The organism is Heyndrickxia sp. NPDC080065 (assembly GCF_050281185.1).
Classification (GTDB): Bacteria; Bacillota; Bacilli; order Bacillales; family Bacillaceae_C; genus Heyndrickxia.
In genome coordinates this window covers 1-15,290 of sequence record NZ_JBNNWS010000031.1, presented here as the reverse complement: position 1 = coordinate 15,290, position 15,290 = coordinate 1, and the positions used below count along the sequence as shown (strand labels likewise).

Sequence of the window (15,290 nt, the reverse complement as noted above, 5' to 3'; positions counted from 1 at the left end):
TTTTAGAAAAAAGCTTTAATAATTCTTAGTTTTTAGACAAACGTTGTTTGTTATTCATTTTACCGATAAAATAGAGAATGAAATTAAAGGAAGGTGATAGCTATGACAAATAAAGTTGCTTTAGTTACTGGAAGCAGCCGTGGTGTTGGTAAAGCAACCGCGATTGCATTAGCCAAAGAAGGATATGATATTGTTATAAATTATGCACGCAGTAAATCAGCTGCACTTGAAACAGTAGAGGAAATTGAGAAGCTTGGTAGAAAGGCATTGCTTGTAAAAGCGAATGTCGGGGACGTTTCAAAAGTAAAAAAAATGTTTGAAGAAATTCGAATCAACTTTGGTCGTCTGGATGTATTTATTAATAATGCTGCCTCAGGTGTACTTCGTCCTATAATGGAGCTTGAAGAATCTCATTGGGATTGGACAATGAATATAAATAGTAAAGCATTACTGTTCTGCGCCCAAGAAGCGGCTAAATTAATGGAAGAAAGCGGCGGCGGGAAAATTGTCAGCCTTAGCTCACTTGGATCGATCCGCTATTTAAAAAATTATACAACTGTCGGTGTTTCAAAGGCAGCTGTTGAAGCGTTAACAAGATATTTATCTGTGGAGCTTGCACCTAAAAATATTGTAGTTAACGCGGTTTCAGGTGGAGCAATTGATACAGAAGCATTAAAGCATTTTCCGAATCGTGAGGAATTGCTGGAGGATGCTCGTCTTCACACACCAGCAGGACGTATGGTGGAAATTGAAGATATGGTGAAAGTAATAAAGTTTTTAGTATCTGACGATTCATTTATGATTAGAGGGCAAACCATCATTGTAGATGGTGGTCGCTCTTTGTTAGTGTAAAATAGGAATTCCAACATAATCCATAAGACAATTTTTTCTATATAAAAATTAGCATAACTCCCTCCATGTTTGGTTACATTAATGAGCGTGGAGGTGATAACAATGGCAAAGCAAACTAACAAAACATCACAAGCTGGAACTAATGTAAATGAAGTAAGACAACAAAACGCACAATCTGCACAAGGTATGCAAGGTGCACAAGGTGCTGCTGGACAAGGACAATTCGGAACTGAGTTCGGTAGTGAAACAAATGTGCAGCAAGTAAAAAAACAAAACCAACAAGCTGAATCTCGCAAATCGCAAAACGCTGGACAATAAATAAATTAAAAATGAGGGCATCTGATTTTATCGGATGCCCTTTTGTTATGTAGCTTTACTATCCAGATATAATCTAAAAAAAATCCTCTTTTCTATTCGACAAAACCATATCGAAAGTGACAGAACTAGTCAAAGGAATTTTTCTTTAAAGAACGAATATACCTATATGAGATATATGATAGAAGCGAAGAAGGTGTAAAAATGAAACAGTTTAATGAATTGATTCAAGGTCAGATGCAGACCATGGAGCAAATGCTTAATTTACAAACGGAAATAGAACGCTGCCAGGAATTAGAACAAGAGCTAATAGAGCATCAAGAGAAGGAAAAATTAGAGAGTTTGAAAAGTGAAATCTCTCAAATGAAAAAAGAATTAAATAAAATTCATAAAATATTTGAATCACAAACAGATGATGTTATTCGTCAATATCAAGAGTTTAAAGTATCTACAGAGGGAGCTCTTACGTAGTAGTAGGGCTCTTTTTGTTTTAAATTTTCACAAAAAACGTTATAATAGTAAAAAATTCTATTTTGGATAGAGCACGGATTACATAGGAAAGAAGGGAAAAAAGGTATGGGTATTCCCATTGAAGGTGATACGATACAAATACAAAGTTATAAACATAACGGCTACATACATCGAATATGGGAAGAGACGACTGTCTTAAAAGGTACGAAATCTCTCGTAATTGGTGGGAATGATCGAACGGTTGTAACTGAGTCTGACGGTCGAACTTGGATTACCCGAGAGCCGGCAATATGCTATTTTCACGCGGATCATTGGTTTAATATCATTGGGATGATCAGGGAAGATGGTATTTATTATTATTGTAATCTAGGATCTCCATTTGTATATGACAAAGAAGCATTGAAATATATCGATTATGATTTGGATATTAAAGTTTTTCCAGATATGACTTATACGCTTTTAGACGAGGATGAGTATGAATACCATAGAAAGAAAATGGGTTATCCAGATGTCATAGATCATATTTTAAAACGAAATGTAGACAACCTTGTAAAGTGGATCAGGCAGAGAAAAGGCCCCTTTTCCCCTGATTTTATCGATATATGGTATGAACGTTATTTAACATATCGGAGATGAAGCTCTAAATTATTGAGTACCTGTGGGCAGCAGAAGCCACAGGTTTTTTCATTGCGTCAAATAACCTGAAGCAGAAAAGTCGACTTTAGGACTTTCTTAGTGATAGATTATTTGCTTGGGGGCTGATCAAGACGCTTTCGCATTTGTTCTAATTTCTTTGTAGATAATATGAGAGTGCAGCTAAGGCCTTAGGTAGGAGGAAAGAATTTGGGCAGTATTAAAAGATACATGAAATTTGTAAAACCATATACCTTTCAAATCATTGGAACGTTAATTATCGGATTAATTAAATTTGCTATACCATTGCTTATACCGCTTTTAATAAAATATGTCATCGATGGTGTTGTTACAAATGGTAATTTAACTGCGGATGAAAAGACCTCTAAACTAATTACGACGATGTCGATTATGCTTGGAGTATTTATTATATTGAGACCGCCTATTGAATATTATCGTCAATATTTTGCTCAATGGACTTCAAGTAAAATTTTATACGATATTCGTGATCGATTATTCACTCATTTACAGAAGCTTAGTTTTAAATATTATTCGAATACGAGAGCGGGGGAGGTTATTTCACGAGTCATTAACGATGTAGAACAGACGAAGGATTTTGTCATGACTGGCCTTATGAATGTATGGCTTGATGCAGCAACGATTTTAATTGCTGTTTCGATTATGTTTACGATGGATGTTCCACTAACGTTTGTTTCTCTACTTGTTTTTCCTTTATACGCAATATCAGTAAAATACTTTTTCGGGAATTTACGCAAATTTACTCGTGTCCGTTCTCAAGCCTTAGCGGAAGTTCAAGGATATTTGCATGAACGTGTGCAGGGAATGCCGGTTATCAAAAGCTTTGCCATCGAAGACCATGAGCAGCAGCGATTTCGTGTGCATAATAGAAACTTTTTAGATAAAGCATTACAGCATACAAGTTGGACAGCGAAGGCGTTTTCGGTGGTCAATACAATAACCGATATAGCACCGCTAATTGTAATTGGATTTGCAGGCTATCAAGCGATTCATGGGAATTTATCAATTGGAACGATGGCAGCGTTTATTGCTTATATAGATCGATTATATAGTCCTTTACGAAGGTTAGTGAATTCAGGAACAACATTAACACAATCCATTGCTTCGATGGATCGGGTATTTGAGCTATTAGATCAAAAATATGATATAGATGATGCACCTAATGCCATTGAATGTAAGGAAGTTATAGGGAATATTACATTCAATCATGTCAATTTCTCATATAATGAAAACGAATCTATCGTGTTAAATGATATTAATTTGGACGTTCGTGCAGGTGAAACGATTGCCTTAGTCGGGATGAGCGGTGGAGGTAAATCATCCTTGGTCAGCTTGATTCCAAGGTTTTATGATGTGACCGGAGGAGAAATCCTGTTTGATGGAAAGGATATTAGGAATTTTAAAGTAAGAAGTCTGCGTGATAAGATCGGGATGGTTTTACAGGATAATATTTTATTTAGTGAGTCGGTAAAATTAAATATCCTCCTTGGAAAACCAGATGCTACTGATGCTGAGGTAATAGCAGCGGCAAAAGCAGCTAACGCCCATGAGTTTATTATGAATCTTATAGATGGATATGATACGAAGGTGGGAGAAAGAGGCGTTAAGCTTTCAGGTGGACAAAAACAAAGAATTGCAATTGCTCGCGTATTTTTAAAAAACCCACCTATATTAATTTTGGACGAAGCAACCTCTGCACTTGATTTAGAAAGCGAACATTTAATTCAAGAAGCACTGGAAAAATTAGCAAAAGATCGCACAACCTTTATCGTTGCTCACAGGCTTTCGACTATCACTCATGCAGATAGGATCGTATTAATTGAGCATGGCAAGATTGCTGAGATAGGAACTCATGAGGAATTGATGAGTAAAAAAGGGCATTATTATAATCTTTTTCAAGTTCAAAAGCTGGATTCTTAAATAATAAAAGCGCAAGCGCTGCAGCTCTAGTGTACGGATTTCGTAGTCTTCGACTGAGATAAAGGAGTCACGGCGAGGTAGTGAAATTGGCACTTCAAATTTCACCCGATGTTGACTTATCGTAGGGAGAAGACGGAGAAATCCGCTAGCCGACGGCTGTTTGCGCTAGGCACAGCAGACACTTTTTATGCCTAATATCCTTAGTGAATTTTATGCTTTTTTACCTTTCTAAAAAATGGCTGCCCAATACTTTAAAGGGTTCCGTTTTGAGAGGTATATCATATAAATGACAATAAAAATGGCTTGCTAAATGACATCAGTCTTGGCAAGCCATTTCCTGGTTTATATAGTCTTTTTGACTGCAAAAAATACAAATGTCTTGTTCAACTCAAGCACCCGTTAGTTGAAGAAGTTAAATCACTTTAAATTTCCTACCTCCATTTAGTGATCAAATAAGGTAGAACTAAACCAGTTCTTACCTTACGTTGATTTCTTTACCGCTTTCATCGAATAACTTAAACGTTAAACCGATTTGATTGGCTCTGTCTCCTTTGTAGTATGGTAGTGACAGGTCTTTTGGGACTGGTTTAGCGATGAAGAAAGCGTCTTTGTTCTTTGGTACGGAAACGGTTGTTTTGATGTGTGATGTAACATGTTTTTGTTTGGTGACGGAAAATTGTTGTGCTTGTAACACGACGCTTGCAATGGGTACATTCCCGTATAAATCATTGATTCGTTTTCCGTATAGGATTTCACTTAAACCATCTTTTGTTTCGATGACACTTGCTGTCAGATCATTTGTCCCCCACTGGACCATCCAATCGTTTTTTTCTGTGATGGGTGGAATCCGATACTTCCCGTTCCATTTTTTCTCTAGCAATGCAAATCCGTACATCTCTCCGTATTTTTCACTTTTGACGCTAAAGAAGGCGATCGCTGATTTGTCACCAAGTTTGTTCGTTTGAAGCACGCTTACTTTATCGCGGGCGATGGTTTGTATGGCAGCCGCCATTTTTGGATCATGTAAGGTGAGTGTTCCCTTCTCACTATTTAGAACGAATCCTCCAACAATCAAACCAACTAATAGTAATACCATGATTAATCGTTTCATCAATTCTCCTCCAAGATAGCTGTTATAACAATCTTATTTATTAAATTGCACATAGCATCTCTCCAAACAGGAGTTGGAAAATTATAATAGTTATTTTTAACAGTGGTTGAAGGATTCGTAAAAGAACTTAAAATTATATTTTCTTTTTCACCTTCAAAAACAAATTGAAATAACAAATCACCTAAACCCAAAATTATCCCTCCAAACATTATTACATTCATAATTTCGATTAGAAAAGTCTATTCCCCTTCTTTTTCAACTAAACTGCCCTTTACCTCAATAAGAAAAAAGCATCCTTTTTTTAAGGAATGCACCTGATAGTTTAAGTTTAGTTTATAAATTCACAATCATTCCATTTGGTAAGAATAAAAAAGAGCTGCGGAGACAGCTCAGTAATTAAAATTTAATTTATTTTTCAAAACCGGAATCCAAATTTCGCTTTTTACTGATGGTGAAGTTAAATCTTTACTTTTAGTCGACAAGATTTCAGGTCCTTCTGTTACTTGATAGTTGGAAGATGGAAACCATTCAGAATAAATCCTTCCCCAAGTTTCCTGTAGCGTACTAGGGAAAGGTCCAGTTGATTCAAATATCGCCCAAGTTAAAGCAGGGACTTCAAGTTTTGAAAAGTTTTTAGGGCATTCTTGTGTTGTTGCTACTCCTATATACTGATCAAGCTCTCCTTTTTCCTCCATGCGTCCTTCGGAAAAGTTTGTAGATGCTTGAATCATCCCTTTAGGTTCAACATTAGAGAGCTTTTTTAATTGATCTATTTTTTCCATAGTCAAAGATTTCCACATTGCGGTAATTTCCGGGTTTTCTCCTTTAAAAATAATTGGAACTCTTTTCATGATACCAACTATGTTAAATGCCTCTTTTTGTTCGATTCGATAATTCATTTCATTTCCTCCCTTAATTGATAATTGAAAGGTCATCAGTGGATAGGCTTTTAATTGCTGACCATTGTTTCTTGCTACTGACGGTGTTATACCATGTAAATTTTGAAAAGCTCTAGTAAAAGAGTCCGGAGAATTGTATCCATATTTAATCGCAACATCAATAATTTTTTTGTTACTATTATGAAGCTCAAATGCTGCTAAACTAAGACGTCTACGGCGAATGTATTCTGATAACGTAATTCCTGCAAGGAAAGAAAACATTCTTTTAAAATGATATTCGGAGCAATGAGCTAACCTTGCCACCATCTTGAAGTCTATTTCGTTAGTAAGGTTTTCCTCGATATACTTCATAGCAGCATTCATGTTCTTAAGCAAATCCATTTAGATGACCTCCTTTCATCAATAGAATAACAGGAGTTGAATGTATTCATCCGACATTTTGTGCACCATTTTGTAGGATTAACTTCCACAATACTACTTTGTTGAATAAGCTTAGGTAATTTTTATGATTTAACATCAAAATGTCAGTGAAATTGACTGTTCATTTGACATGTTAATTGGCAACTATTTTTTAGCGTACAACAATCATTGTCCTATAAAATAACTATGTCACTTAGGCTGTCAAATTCTCTGTAAAAAGTAAAAAAAGCCTTTATATAAAAAGAAAAATGGCATAGTCAATTCTTATGCCATTTCTTGTATTAATTTAACGTTTTGCACCCTAAAACAGAACCCTTTACCAAAACTTTTGGACCGCCTTTTTACTATAATACTTCATCTTCTTCTTTTATAGATATCTCATTGGCGTCCTTGTGGAAATTTTTAAAGCTGTCAATTAATATAGCGAGATGCTTTAATTGCTCTTGATAATCGACCATTGCTGATAAAAGTCGCATTAGATGATAAGCTTGGAAATCTCCTCTAAAGCTTTCATCATTCATTTTTTCTAAAAAGAGATTTAATAATTCAACCTGCTGTGGATCCACTTTTTCTTCAGCATCTAAATCGTTGTGAAGAATCTTCCCTAAAAATTGGAATAATAATTTTTGATGCTCATTCACTAAGAAATCCAAACGTTCTTGTATTTGAACTTGAAAGGTTTCAGGTAATTGCATGAGATCATTTTCATAACGATGAAGTAATTTCAAAATATCAAAGCAATCCTGTGAAGTGGAAACCATTTGTCTGTAGATAACCGTTTTTCGTTTCTTTTCTGGGCTGCTTTTTTTGAAATAACGTCTCTCCTCGTTAAATAAAGTATAAAATTGATTTACCTTCGTTAAACGTTCACTTATTTTATCAATTTCTTTTTTCATTAATTGATGCTCTGATGAATGTCTAGATACTAATCGAATGAGCGTAAAAATATCTTCGGTAAGATGTGACATCCGATAAAAAAGCTTTGTTTCATATTTTGGCGGTAAGAAAATTAAATTAACAATAAATGCTGATAGAATCCCGATTAAAATGGTCGAGAAACGAATCCAGGCAAAATGGAGAAAATCAGGATCTGGTGATTCTAATATAACAATTAGTGTAACAAGAGCTAAACTAATACTATTTTCCAGTTTGAGCTTTAACATAATGATGATTGCAATAAGTGCAGCCAGTCCAACAAGAATATAGCTGTTTTCAAATATTAAACCGAAGATAACTGCTATAACCGCACCAATTAAATTACCTTGAACCTGTTCAACAATCGATAAATAAGACCGGTATATAGTCGGTTTGATAGCAAAAATAGCAGCAATTCCTGCAAAAACAGGCGAAGGCATTCCTAGTATTTTTGCGATATATAATGCTAAAACAATTGCAATTCCCGTTTTGAAAATGCGGGCTCCTAGCTTCATAAATACTTTGTATCCTTTCTCGAAATAATCCTTATATTAATAATATATATAACATATTAACGCTAAGTCAGTAATATACAATGTCAGCAAAAGAATATCAAGAAAAATTTATAAGATTTTAGTTATTTATTTGTATGAAGGCGATTCGAAGAATATTCGCGAAGAAAAAACCACTAACTAGCAGAAAGTTTAGCCAGTTAGTGGTAGTTATATAAGTATATTATATGAACGGTCTACGTCTAGCTCCAGCGCCTATCGTGCTTCAGGACTCCTCCCTACGATAAGTCAACATTGATTCGCCCTTTAGGGCTCATCGTGTTTCCTTTATCTCAGTCGAAGTCCCTCCAAGGAAAATTTTACTGCCAATTTTCCCTGTACGTCGATGAGCAAGGCGCTTCCGCTTTTGATCTAATCTTATAGTTTTGAAAAAGCATGTTCAACAGCTTGAATGGTTTCTTCGATGTCTTTTTCTGTGTGGGCAGTTGTAATAAACCATGCCTCGTATTTTGAAGGGGCAAGATTGATTCCTTGTTCTAACATTAGTTTAAAGAATCTAGCAAACATTTCACCATCGGTAGCTTCTGCTTGCTTATAGTTCTCTACTTTTTCTGTTGTGAAATAAATAGTTAACGCACCTTTTAAGCGATTGACTGTAATCGGAGTATTGTATTTAGCAGCAGCATTTAAAATCCCGGTTTCAAGTTGTGCTCCTAAACGATCTAAATGATCATAAACTCCTTCTTCTTTTAATACCTCTAAACAAGCAATTCCAGATAAAATCGATGCCGGATTTCCCGCATGAGTTCCCGCTTGATAAGCAGGTCCAAGTGGTGCGACTTTTTCCATAATATCACGGCGTCCACCGTAAGCACCAATCGGCAGTCCGCCTCCAATAATTTTTCCCATTGCTGTTAAATCTGGAGTGACGCCTAATAAATTTTGTGCTCCCCCATACATAAAACGGAAAGCAGTGATCACTTCATCATAAATAACAAGGGCTCCGGAATTATGTGTAAGCTCATTCACTTGCTCTAAAAATCCAGGATGAGGCTCAACGATACCAAAGTTACCAACGATAGGTTCTACTAAAACAGCAGCAACCTCATTTCCCCATTTATCTAAAGCTTCTTTAAAAGGCTCGATGTCATTAAATGGGACAGTGATTACCTCATTTGCGATACTTTTCGGTACTCCCGCTGAATCTGGCATCCCTAACTGTGAAGGACCTGATCCTGCAGCTACAAGGACAAGGTCGGAATGTCCATGATAACAACCTTCGAATTTAATGATTTTATCACGGCCAGTATAAGCACGAGCTACACGAATTGTTGTCATGACAGCCTCTGTACCTGAATTCATAAATCGTACTTTTTCAAGTGATGGCATCGCTTCTTTCAGCATCTTTGCAAAATCAACTTCAAACGGAGTAGGAGTTCCGTACAATACTCCATTTTCAGCTGCCTTTGTAATAGCTTTAGTTATATGCGGGTGAGCATGACCAGTTATAATCGGTCCGTACGCTGCAAGATAATCAATATAGCGATTATCATCCATATCCCAGAAATAAGCACCTTGTGCACGTTTCATTGCAACAGGTGATCCTCCGCCAACAGCTTTATAAGAGCGAGAAGGACTATTCACTCCGCCAACGATATGCTCTAATGCTTCCTTATGTAAATGATTGGAATTAGAAAAATTCATTTGATTTCCTCCTAGTATAAACCTCTCTAATATTGTAGTACCGAAATGATTATGTGTCCAATTAGGCTTTTTCTAATATTGTTTTTCATACAATGGATTAAGTATGAGTAGAATAGAATGACAAGCATATTTATGAAAATAAAATTGAGGAGACAGTTTATGATTTATTCACTCATGTTAGCTGTAATCATATGTATATTCATGAGTTTAAGAACGCTTTTTTTTCCTTCAAAATTAAAAAACAAACTCGTATCCTTTGAAAATTTTCTTTTTTTAGGTTTTACCTATAGTGTCATTATGATTGGTTTTGGACTCTTATTTATGTTGTTAGAGATGAAAGGATTTCACGTAATTGTTGAACAAGGATCTCTGTTCACAGGAAGTTATTTTGATAAACTAAATTCATCAATGTATTTAAGTGCGATAACTTTATTTTCAGTAGGGTATGGAGATATCGTCCCAATAGGAATTGGAAGAATTCTTGTTGTAGTTGAAGCTTTAATCGGATATACCATTCCAGCTGCATTTGTCGTTAAATCTGTAATTGATTATGAACAAAATAATGAATTGAAAAAATAATATTATTTGCGATAAAAATTGATATTGGATATCCTTGTGAAAAAGATGGACTTGTAGTTTGAGTCCTTGGTGGGAAAATTTAAGGAGGAAATGTCATGACAGTTCAAGTTGGAGATATGGCACCAGATTTTGCACTAGAAGCAAGTAACGGAGAAATCGTAAAATTGTCCGATTTTAAAGGAGATAAGCATATCGTTCTATATTTCTATCCAAAGGATATGACACCAGGTTGTACAACAGAGGCATGTGATTTTCGTGATCAATATGAAAGTTTAGCAGAATTAGATACGGTTATTTTAGGGATTAGTCCGGATCCTCTTGCCCGTCATCAAAAGTTTATTGAAAAGCATGGCCTTCCATTTCTATTATTAGTTGATAGTGATCACAAGGTCGCGGAAGAATATGATGTTTGGAAGTTAAAGAAGAATTTTGGTAAAGAATATATGGGAATTGAACGATCCACTTTCGTTATTAGTAAGGACGGAAAGCTTGTAAAAGAATGGAGAAAAGTAAAAGTAGCTGGTCATGTTGAGGAAGCACTTACTTTTATAAAGAATGGTTTGGAATAATTAGTTAAAATCTTAATGCCGATTTTAACAATGTGAAAGTAGTTATTATAAGATGTTCAAAAAGCGGAGAAATGTAAAAAGTGCCTTATTAAAGAAAAACTTCAATAAATTTGGCCTATTTTTTTACAATAGCGGCTATTGTCCACTCAAAAAGAACAAAAATACATACCTTATATTAGGGCATACCTCCTCAGATAATCTTTCGGACCGATTAACCTCGGTCCCTTTTTTTATTTGAGCTTCATCGTCTAGACAATTGAGCCCAAGGATTTCCCCTTTTCGGAATATTTAAGCATCCAAGTAAACTAATACTGAGGATATGATAAGATTAAAGTAAAAATTCCGAGGATGGATGTTATGAAAATTGTGTTTACATTTGAACCTCCTTTTGAAATGAAAGCAGATTTAAATTCAAGTTATCCAGATATTCAGTTTCATTATTTTCAAAATGCTGAGCTTGCAAAAGAAGATATGAAAAATACGGAAGTCATTGTTACCTATGGAGAAGACTTGGACGATGAACATATTTATCAAGCGGAAAAATTAAAATGGATTATGGTCACTTCAGCTGGTCTAGAAAGAATGCCTTTTAAAGCCATTAAAGAAAAAAACATCCTAGTCACGAATGCTAGAGGAATACACAAAATACCGATGGCAGAATTCACAATTGGATTAATTCTTGATTATGCGAAAAGCTTTCAAAGACTTTGGAAAAACAATCGCAGTAAAGTTTGGGATAAAAGCACTCCTTTGAACGAACTCCATAACAAGACGATGATGATTGTTGGTGCTGGAGCAATCGGTCAGGAAATTGCGAGGCTTGCAAAAGCTTTTGGAATGAATGTAATAGGTGTCAATACTAGTGGCGGATCTCTCGAGAATTTTGATAAAATGGTTACATTAGAAAATATTTCAGCAGTACTTGATAAAGCAGATTTCATTGTTTCGATTTTACCAAGTACAAAGAAAACCATTCACTATTTTAAAAGAAGCCATTTTGAACAGATGAAGGAAACGGCCGTATTTATCAATATTGGTCGTGGTGATGTTGTCGAAGAGGAAATTTTAATGGACGCTTTAAAAAATAAAGAGATTGCCCATGCATATTTGGATGTCTTCCAAGTTGAACCATTACCGGAGAATCATCCTTTCTGGAGTATGGAGAATGTATCCATCACACCTCATATCTCAAGTACAACAAAAAATTATTTGCCTAGGGCCTTGGATATATTTCGAATAAATTTACATACATATACTAATAACAAAGAACGTTTTATAAATGTTATTGATCTTGAAAGGGGATACTAAGATGCGAATCTACACCAAATCTGGTGATAAAGGAACGACATCCCTTGTCTATGGACAACGTATCGCTAAAAATGATATACGAGTTGAAGCATACGGTACTTGTGATGAAGCAAATTCGATGATAGGGCTTGCTTTGAGCTATTTGAAAAATTCCTCGTTTGACAATAAAGAAGAAATCAATACGTTTTTTCACAAGATCCAAACAGCACTTTTTCATGTGGGGGCCGAACTCTCTACACCAGAGGGGAAAGAAGTAAAATGGAAGATAAAAGATGAGGATATTAAAGAGTTGGAACAAACGATTGATACATGGGATGCTAAATTAGATCCGCTTAAAAACTTCATTTTGCCAGGAGGACATCCTGCGGGTGCAGCATTACATTGTGCTCGTACAGTTGTAAGAAGAGCTGAAAGATGTGCGGTTGCAATTGAGAATGTAAATCCACTTGTGTTAGCTTACCTAAATCGCCTTTCAGATTTGCTATTTGTTTCAGCACGTTATATCAATAGCAGCTTAGGTGAACAAGAAATGTCGTTACATCAAGGATTATAGCATTGATTTAATTGACAAATAGGCTTGAACATTAGTAAACTAATTATAAACATTATAAAATAATAATAAATTTTTTTAGAAAAGAGGTGCATGACGGTGTCTGAACATCAAATCAAAGAGGCTATTGAAACTTTGAAAGAAACTGGAGTTCGTATCACACCTCAACGTCATGCGATACTGGAGTATTTAATTCAATCAATGTCACACCCAACAGCTGATGACATTTATAAAGCACTTGAAGGAAGATTCCCGAATATGAGTGTGGCTACCGTATATAATAATCTACGTGTATTTCGTGAAGTTGGTCTCGTGAAGGAACTAACTTACGGGGATTCATCCAGTCGATTCGATTTTGTCACAACAAGTCATTATCATATTATTTGTGAAAGTTGCGGGAAAATCGTCGACTTCCATTATCCAGGGTTAGATGAGGTGGAACAACTAGCATCACATGTCACTGGCTTTAAGGTAAGTCATCATCGCATGGAAATTTACGGAACATGTCCGGAATGCAGTAAGCGCGAGGTGCATTAAAAAAAGAATTGTTCGATGTAACATCGAACAATTCTTTTTTTTAATTCTTTTGTTGACTTTTTCGATTATAATTTTCATCAAAATCTTTACCTTCTAGATTACGATCTAAGGTAAGTGGCTCACGACAATGCATACACATATCAACACGACCAAGAAGCTTTGTCGGTTTATTGCAGTTTGGACAAACAACTTGGACCGCTTTCGTTGATAGCATTCCTATCCAGAAATAAACAACAGTGCTTGCAATGATACTTAATAGACCAAGAATCATAAATATTGTCATGACTAATGGATGTTTTCTGAAAAAGATTCCAAAATACATAATAATAAATCCAACAAATATTAAACTTAACGCAAATGTACGTATTTTATTTATTTTATTCGAATATTTTGCCACGGTGCTCCCTCCTAAAAGTAATATACCATAAAGCGATAAATTGGGACAAAAGGTTATATAAGAAGTTTTTCAAAAAAGTCCGGGAAAAATAGTTGTCGAATTTTTTCATCAGCATGCAACTTTAGCTCCTCACGTATTAAAAGCATTCGCTCTGGTACTCGGTTCTCGCACTTCCTCACACTTCCTCGAACTTCTCGGATCTTTTTGAACATGTACTTTAAGAGTTTGAAATTTTAATGTAATCCCAGAAAAAACAGCTTTTCAATTAGCAGGAAATTTATTATTATTGTCGAAGTAATATCTCTACTAGATATTTTGGAGGAATAAATTATGGAGGACATCCTTCGACCTATTTACCAGGAAAGAGCAAGTCAAGCAAACACATTAGCTGTACTATTAATTGAAAAGAAGCAAAATGAAGGTTCAGCTACTGATACATTTGATGCTGTATTATTAATAATTGTAAAAGAGTTAGAAGTTCCCGTTTCTTTAAAACATTATATTTACGAAAATCAAAAAGCATCGCTTCATATTGTAAGTGAAGCCCAATTAAAGGAATGGCTTCTATTAGGTTCTAATCGTAAAATTGTGGAATGGATTGCCCAGGGAAGAATCCTATTCGATCGTAATGAGTATATGTCCAATTTGAAAAATGAACTGAGAGAGTTTCCTTTCTATAAGAGGAAATTAAAAATTGGTTTAGAATTTGCAAAGCTTGTAAGAAGATATATGGATGGGAAAGTGTTTTTTGATAATAAACACTACTTAGATGCTTATAACCATGTCGTTCATGCTCTCCATCACCTTGCACGACTTGCTGTTATAGAGAATGGTTTTCATCCAGAAATCACTGTTTGGAATCAAGTGAAGCAAATTGAGCCGGAAATATTTAAGTTATATGAAGAATTAATTACGAGTGATGAATCGATTGAAAAAAGACTCGAATTGCTCTTTTTGGCAAGTGAGTTTTTAATCCACTCAAGAACACGTTTCTGTGCTTCACATATACTGGAGATTATGGAAGATCAAGAAGAATGGACAATCAATGACTTACTTTCAAATCCTGATCTTGAACATTATAGTGTTGATTTAGGAATCCTTTTAGAGTTTTTAATTGATAAAAACATTATCGAGGAAGTTAAGATTGAAACGAAAAGTCCTAGTATTTATCATCGTCATTATATGGTTAGAAAAAAATTATCGTGAAATATTAAAAAAGGTGTTGACGAAAAGAATAATACTTGGTATATTAATAAACGTCGCTGCTGAACAACGCTGAAAAACGAACTTCAGTAGTGACGAAAAAATATAAAAAAAGTTATTGACAAAAAACAATTAACTTGATATGATAATAGAGTCGCTGTTAAAAAACGGCGAGGAATTGATCTTTGAAAACTGAACAAAACGAAACGTCAATTAATTAACTTTTTATGAGCTAAATCAAATTCGAAGATTTTGATTCGTTCAAACATCTTTTTGGAGAGTTTGATCCTGGCTCAGGACGAACGCTGGCGGCGTGCCTAATACATGCAAGTCGAGCGAATCTGATGGGAGCTTGC

General features: G+C 35.2%; 17 protein-coding genes and 1 rRNA gene. 12 read left to right on the top strand and 6 right to left on the bottom strand.

Going from position 1 to position 15,290, the window contains the following annotated elements; genetic code table 11:
• Positions 1-102 precede the first annotated feature (102 nt).
• From fabL to ACQKP0_RS24230, 5 genes are all read left to right on the top strand, one after another.
• Complete coding sequence (fabL, locus tag ACQKP0_RS24250) at positions 103-852, top strand: enoyl-[acyl-carrier-protein] reductase FabL (protein ID WP_427408381.1); 750 nt, start codon at positions 103-105, stop codon at positions 850-852.
• A 102-nt stretch (positions 853-954) separates the two neighbouring features.
• A complete protein-coding gene (locus ACQKP0_RS24245; RefSeq protein WP_427408380.1) occupies positions 955-1,170 on the top strand; it encodes a gamma-type small acid-soluble spore protein in 216 nt (71 codons plus the stop codon).
• 201 nt (positions 1,171-1,371) lie between these two features.
• Entirely contained in the window at positions 1,372-1,638 is a 267-nt protein-coding gene (locus ACQKP0_RS24240; protein WP_427408379.1) for a YgaB family protein, read from the top strand.
• A gap of 105 nt (positions 1,639-1,743) precedes the next feature.
• Entirely contained in the window at positions 1,744-2,274 is a 531-nt protein-coding gene (ntdP, locus tag ACQKP0_RS24235) for a nucleoside tri-diphosphate phosphatase (RefSeq protein WP_427408378.1), read from the top strand.
• A 207-nt stretch (positions 2,275-2,481) separates the two neighbouring features.
• Positions 2,482-4,230: an ABC transporter ATP-binding protein gene (locus tag ACQKP0_RS24230; protein ID WP_427408377.1), complete on the top strand. Its 1,749-nt coding sequence runs from the start codon at positions 2,482-2,484 to the stop codon at positions 4,228-4,230.
• 475 nt (positions 4,231-4,705) lie between these two features.
• Here the strand turns inward: ACQKP0_RS24230 and ACQKP0_RS24225 are convergent, their stop codons facing one another.
• The 5 genes from ACQKP0_RS24225 to ACQKP0_RS24205 all read right to left on the bottom strand — a co-directional run bounded on the left by ACQKP0_RS24225 (position 4,706) and on the right by ACQKP0_RS24205 (position 9,791).
• Positions 4,706-5,341 carry a hypothetical protein gene (locus ACQKP0_RS24225; RefSeq protein WP_427408376.1) on the bottom strand — a complete coding sequence of 212 codons (636 nt, stop codon included), beginning with the start codon at positions 5,339-5,341 and terminating at the stop codon, positions 4,706-4,708.
• Positions 5,341-5,532 carry a hypothetical protein gene (locus ACQKP0_RS24220; RefSeq protein WP_427408375.1) on the bottom strand — a complete coding sequence of 64 codons (192 nt, stop codon included), beginning with the start codon at positions 5,530-5,532 and terminating at the stop codon, positions 5,341-5,343. Before ACQKP0_RS24220 ends, ACQKP0_RS24225 begins: the two co-directional genes overlap by 1 nt.
• A 198-nt stretch (positions 5,533-5,730) precedes the next feature.
• Positions 5,731-6,621 (bottom strand): AraC family transcriptional regulator, encoded by an 891-nt coding sequence (locus tag ACQKP0_RS24215; RefSeq protein WP_427408374.1) that lies wholly within the window; start codon positions 6,619-6,621, stop codon positions 5,731-5,733.
• Positions 6,622-7,004: 383 nt separating this feature from the next.
• The gene (locus tag ACQKP0_RS24210; RefSeq protein ID WP_427408373.1) at positions 7,005-8,090 is read right to left on the bottom strand and encodes an FUSC family protein; all 1,086 of its coding nucleotides are present in this window, start codon (positions 8,088-8,090) and stop codon (positions 7,005-7,007) included.
• A 414-nt stretch (positions 8,091-8,504) separates the two neighbouring features.
• Entirely contained in the window at positions 8,505-9,791 is a 1,287-nt protein-coding gene (locus ACQKP0_RS24205; protein WP_427408372.1) for a glutamate-1-semialdehyde 2,1-aminomutase, read from the bottom strand.
• A gap of 333 nt (positions 9,792-10,124) precedes the next feature.
• Here ACQKP0_RS24205 and ACQKP0_RS24200 point away from each other — a divergent pair, with 333 nt between their 5' ends.
• The 5 genes from ACQKP0_RS24200 to perR all read left to right on the top strand — a co-directional run bounded on the left by ACQKP0_RS24200 (position 10,125) and on the right by perR (position 13,334).
• Complete coding sequence (locus ACQKP0_RS24200) at positions 10,125-10,370, top strand: potassium channel family protein (protein WP_427408371.1); 246 nt, start codon at positions 10,125-10,127, stop codon at positions 10,368-10,370.
• A gap of 95 nt (positions 10,371-10,465) precedes the next feature.
• Positions 10,466-10,939, top strand: a complete 474-nt coding sequence (bcp, locus tag ACQKP0_RS24195) for a thioredoxin-dependent thiol peroxidase (RefSeq protein ID WP_427408370.1) — start codon at positions 10,466-10,468, stop codon at positions 10,937-10,939.
• 357 nt (positions 10,940-11,296) lie between these two features.
• Positions 11,297-12,247, top strand: a complete 951-nt coding sequence (locus tag ACQKP0_RS24190; protein WP_427408369.1) for a D-2-hydroxyacid dehydrogenase — start codon at positions 11,297-11,299, stop codon at positions 12,245-12,247.
• Position 12,248: 1 nt separating this feature from the next.
• Positions 12,249-12,800, top strand: coding sequence for a cob(I)yrinic acid a,c-diamide adenosyltransferase (locus tag ACQKP0_RS24185; RefSeq protein WP_427408368.1), 552 nt, complete (start codon positions 12,249-12,251; stop codon positions 12,798-12,800).
• A gap of 90 nt (positions 12,801-12,890) precedes the next feature.
• Positions 12,891-13,334 (top strand): peroxide-responsive transcriptional repressor PerR, encoded by a 444-nt coding sequence (gene perR, locus ACQKP0_RS24180; protein ID WP_427408367.1) that lies wholly within the window; start codon positions 12,891-12,893, stop codon positions 13,332-13,334.
• Between the two features lie 40 nt (positions 13,335-13,374).
• On the opposite strand, the gene ACQKP0_RS24175 is transcribed toward perR, so the two are convergent.
• The gene (locus ACQKP0_RS24175) at positions 13,375-13,731 is read right to left on the bottom strand and encodes a YgzB family protein (RefSeq protein WP_427408366.1); all 357 of its coding nucleotides are present in this window, start codon (positions 13,729-13,731) and stop codon (positions 13,375-13,377) included.
• 330 nt (positions 13,732-14,061) lie between these two features.
• Here ACQKP0_RS24175 and ACQKP0_RS24170 point away from each other — a divergent pair, with 330 nt between their 5' ends.
• Positions 14,062-14,937, top strand: coding sequence for a nucleotidyltransferase-like protein (locus ACQKP0_RS24170; protein ID WP_427408365.1), 876 nt, complete (start codon positions 14,062-14,064; stop codon positions 14,935-14,937).
• Between the two features lie 267 nt (positions 14,938-15,204).
• Positions 15,205-15,290: ribosomal RNA gene (locus tag ACQKP0_RS24165) — 16S ribosomal RNA — on the top strand; the annotation flags it as partial.

What these genes read in the sequence shown, in the direction of transcription:
- ACQKP0_RS24240 (WP_427408379.1), top strand. Translation starts at nt 1,372, where the DNA reads ATGAAACAGTTTAATGAATTGATTCAAGGTCAGATGCAGACCATGGAG.
- ACQKP0_RS24205 (WP_427408372.1), bottom strand. Translation starts at nt 9,791, where the DNA reads ATGAATTTTTCTAATTCCAATCATTTACATAAGGAAGCATTAGAGCAT.
- ACQKP0_RS24185 (WP_427408368.1), top strand. Translation starts at nt 12,249, where the DNA reads ATGCGAATCTACACCAAATCTGGTGATAAAGGAACGACATCCCTTGTC.
- ACQKP0_RS24215 (WP_427408374.1), bottom strand. Translation starts at nt 6,621, where the DNA reads ATGGATTTGCTTAAGAACATGAATGCTGCTATGAAGTATATCGAGGAA.
- perR (WP_427408367.1), top strand. Translation starts at nt 12,891, where the DNA reads ATGACGGTGTCTGAACATCAAATCAAAGAGGCTATTGAAACTTTGAAA.
- fabL (WP_427408381.1), top strand. Translation starts at nt 103, where the DNA reads ATGACAAATAAAGTTGCTTTAGTTACTGGAAGCAGCCGTGGTGTTGGT.
- ACQKP0_RS24225 (WP_427408376.1), bottom strand. Translation starts at nt 5,341, where the DNA reads ATGAAACGATTAATCATGGTATTACTATTAGTTGGTTTGATTGTTGGA.
- ACQKP0_RS24190 (WP_427408369.1), top strand. Translation starts at nt 11,297, where the DNA reads ATGAAAATTGTGTTTACATTTGAACCTCCTTTTGAAATGAAAGCAGAT.
- ntdP (WP_427408378.1), top strand. Translation starts at nt 1,744, where the DNA reads ATGGGTATTCCCATTGAAGGTGATACGATACAAATACAAAGTTATAAA.
- bcp (WP_427408370.1), top strand. Translation starts at nt 10,466, where the DNA reads ATGACAGTTCAAGTTGGAGATATGGCACCAGATTTTGCACTAGAAGCA.
- ACQKP0_RS24200 (WP_427408371.1), top strand. Translation starts at nt 10,125, where the DNA reads ATGAAAGGATTTCACGTAATTGTTGAACAAGGATCTCTGTTCACAGGA.
- ACQKP0_RS24245 (WP_427408380.1), top strand. Translation starts at nt 955, where the DNA reads ATGGCAAAGCAAACTAACAAAACATCACAAGCTGGAACTAATGTAAAT.
- ACQKP0_RS24170 (WP_427408365.1), top strand. Translation starts at nt 14,062, where the DNA reads ATGGAGGACATCCTTCGACCTATTTACCAGGAAAGAGCAAGTCAAGCA.
- ACQKP0_RS24210 (WP_427408373.1), bottom strand. Translation starts at nt 8,090, where the DNA reads ATGAAGCTAGGAGCCCGCATTTTCAAAACGGGAATTGCAATTGTTTTA.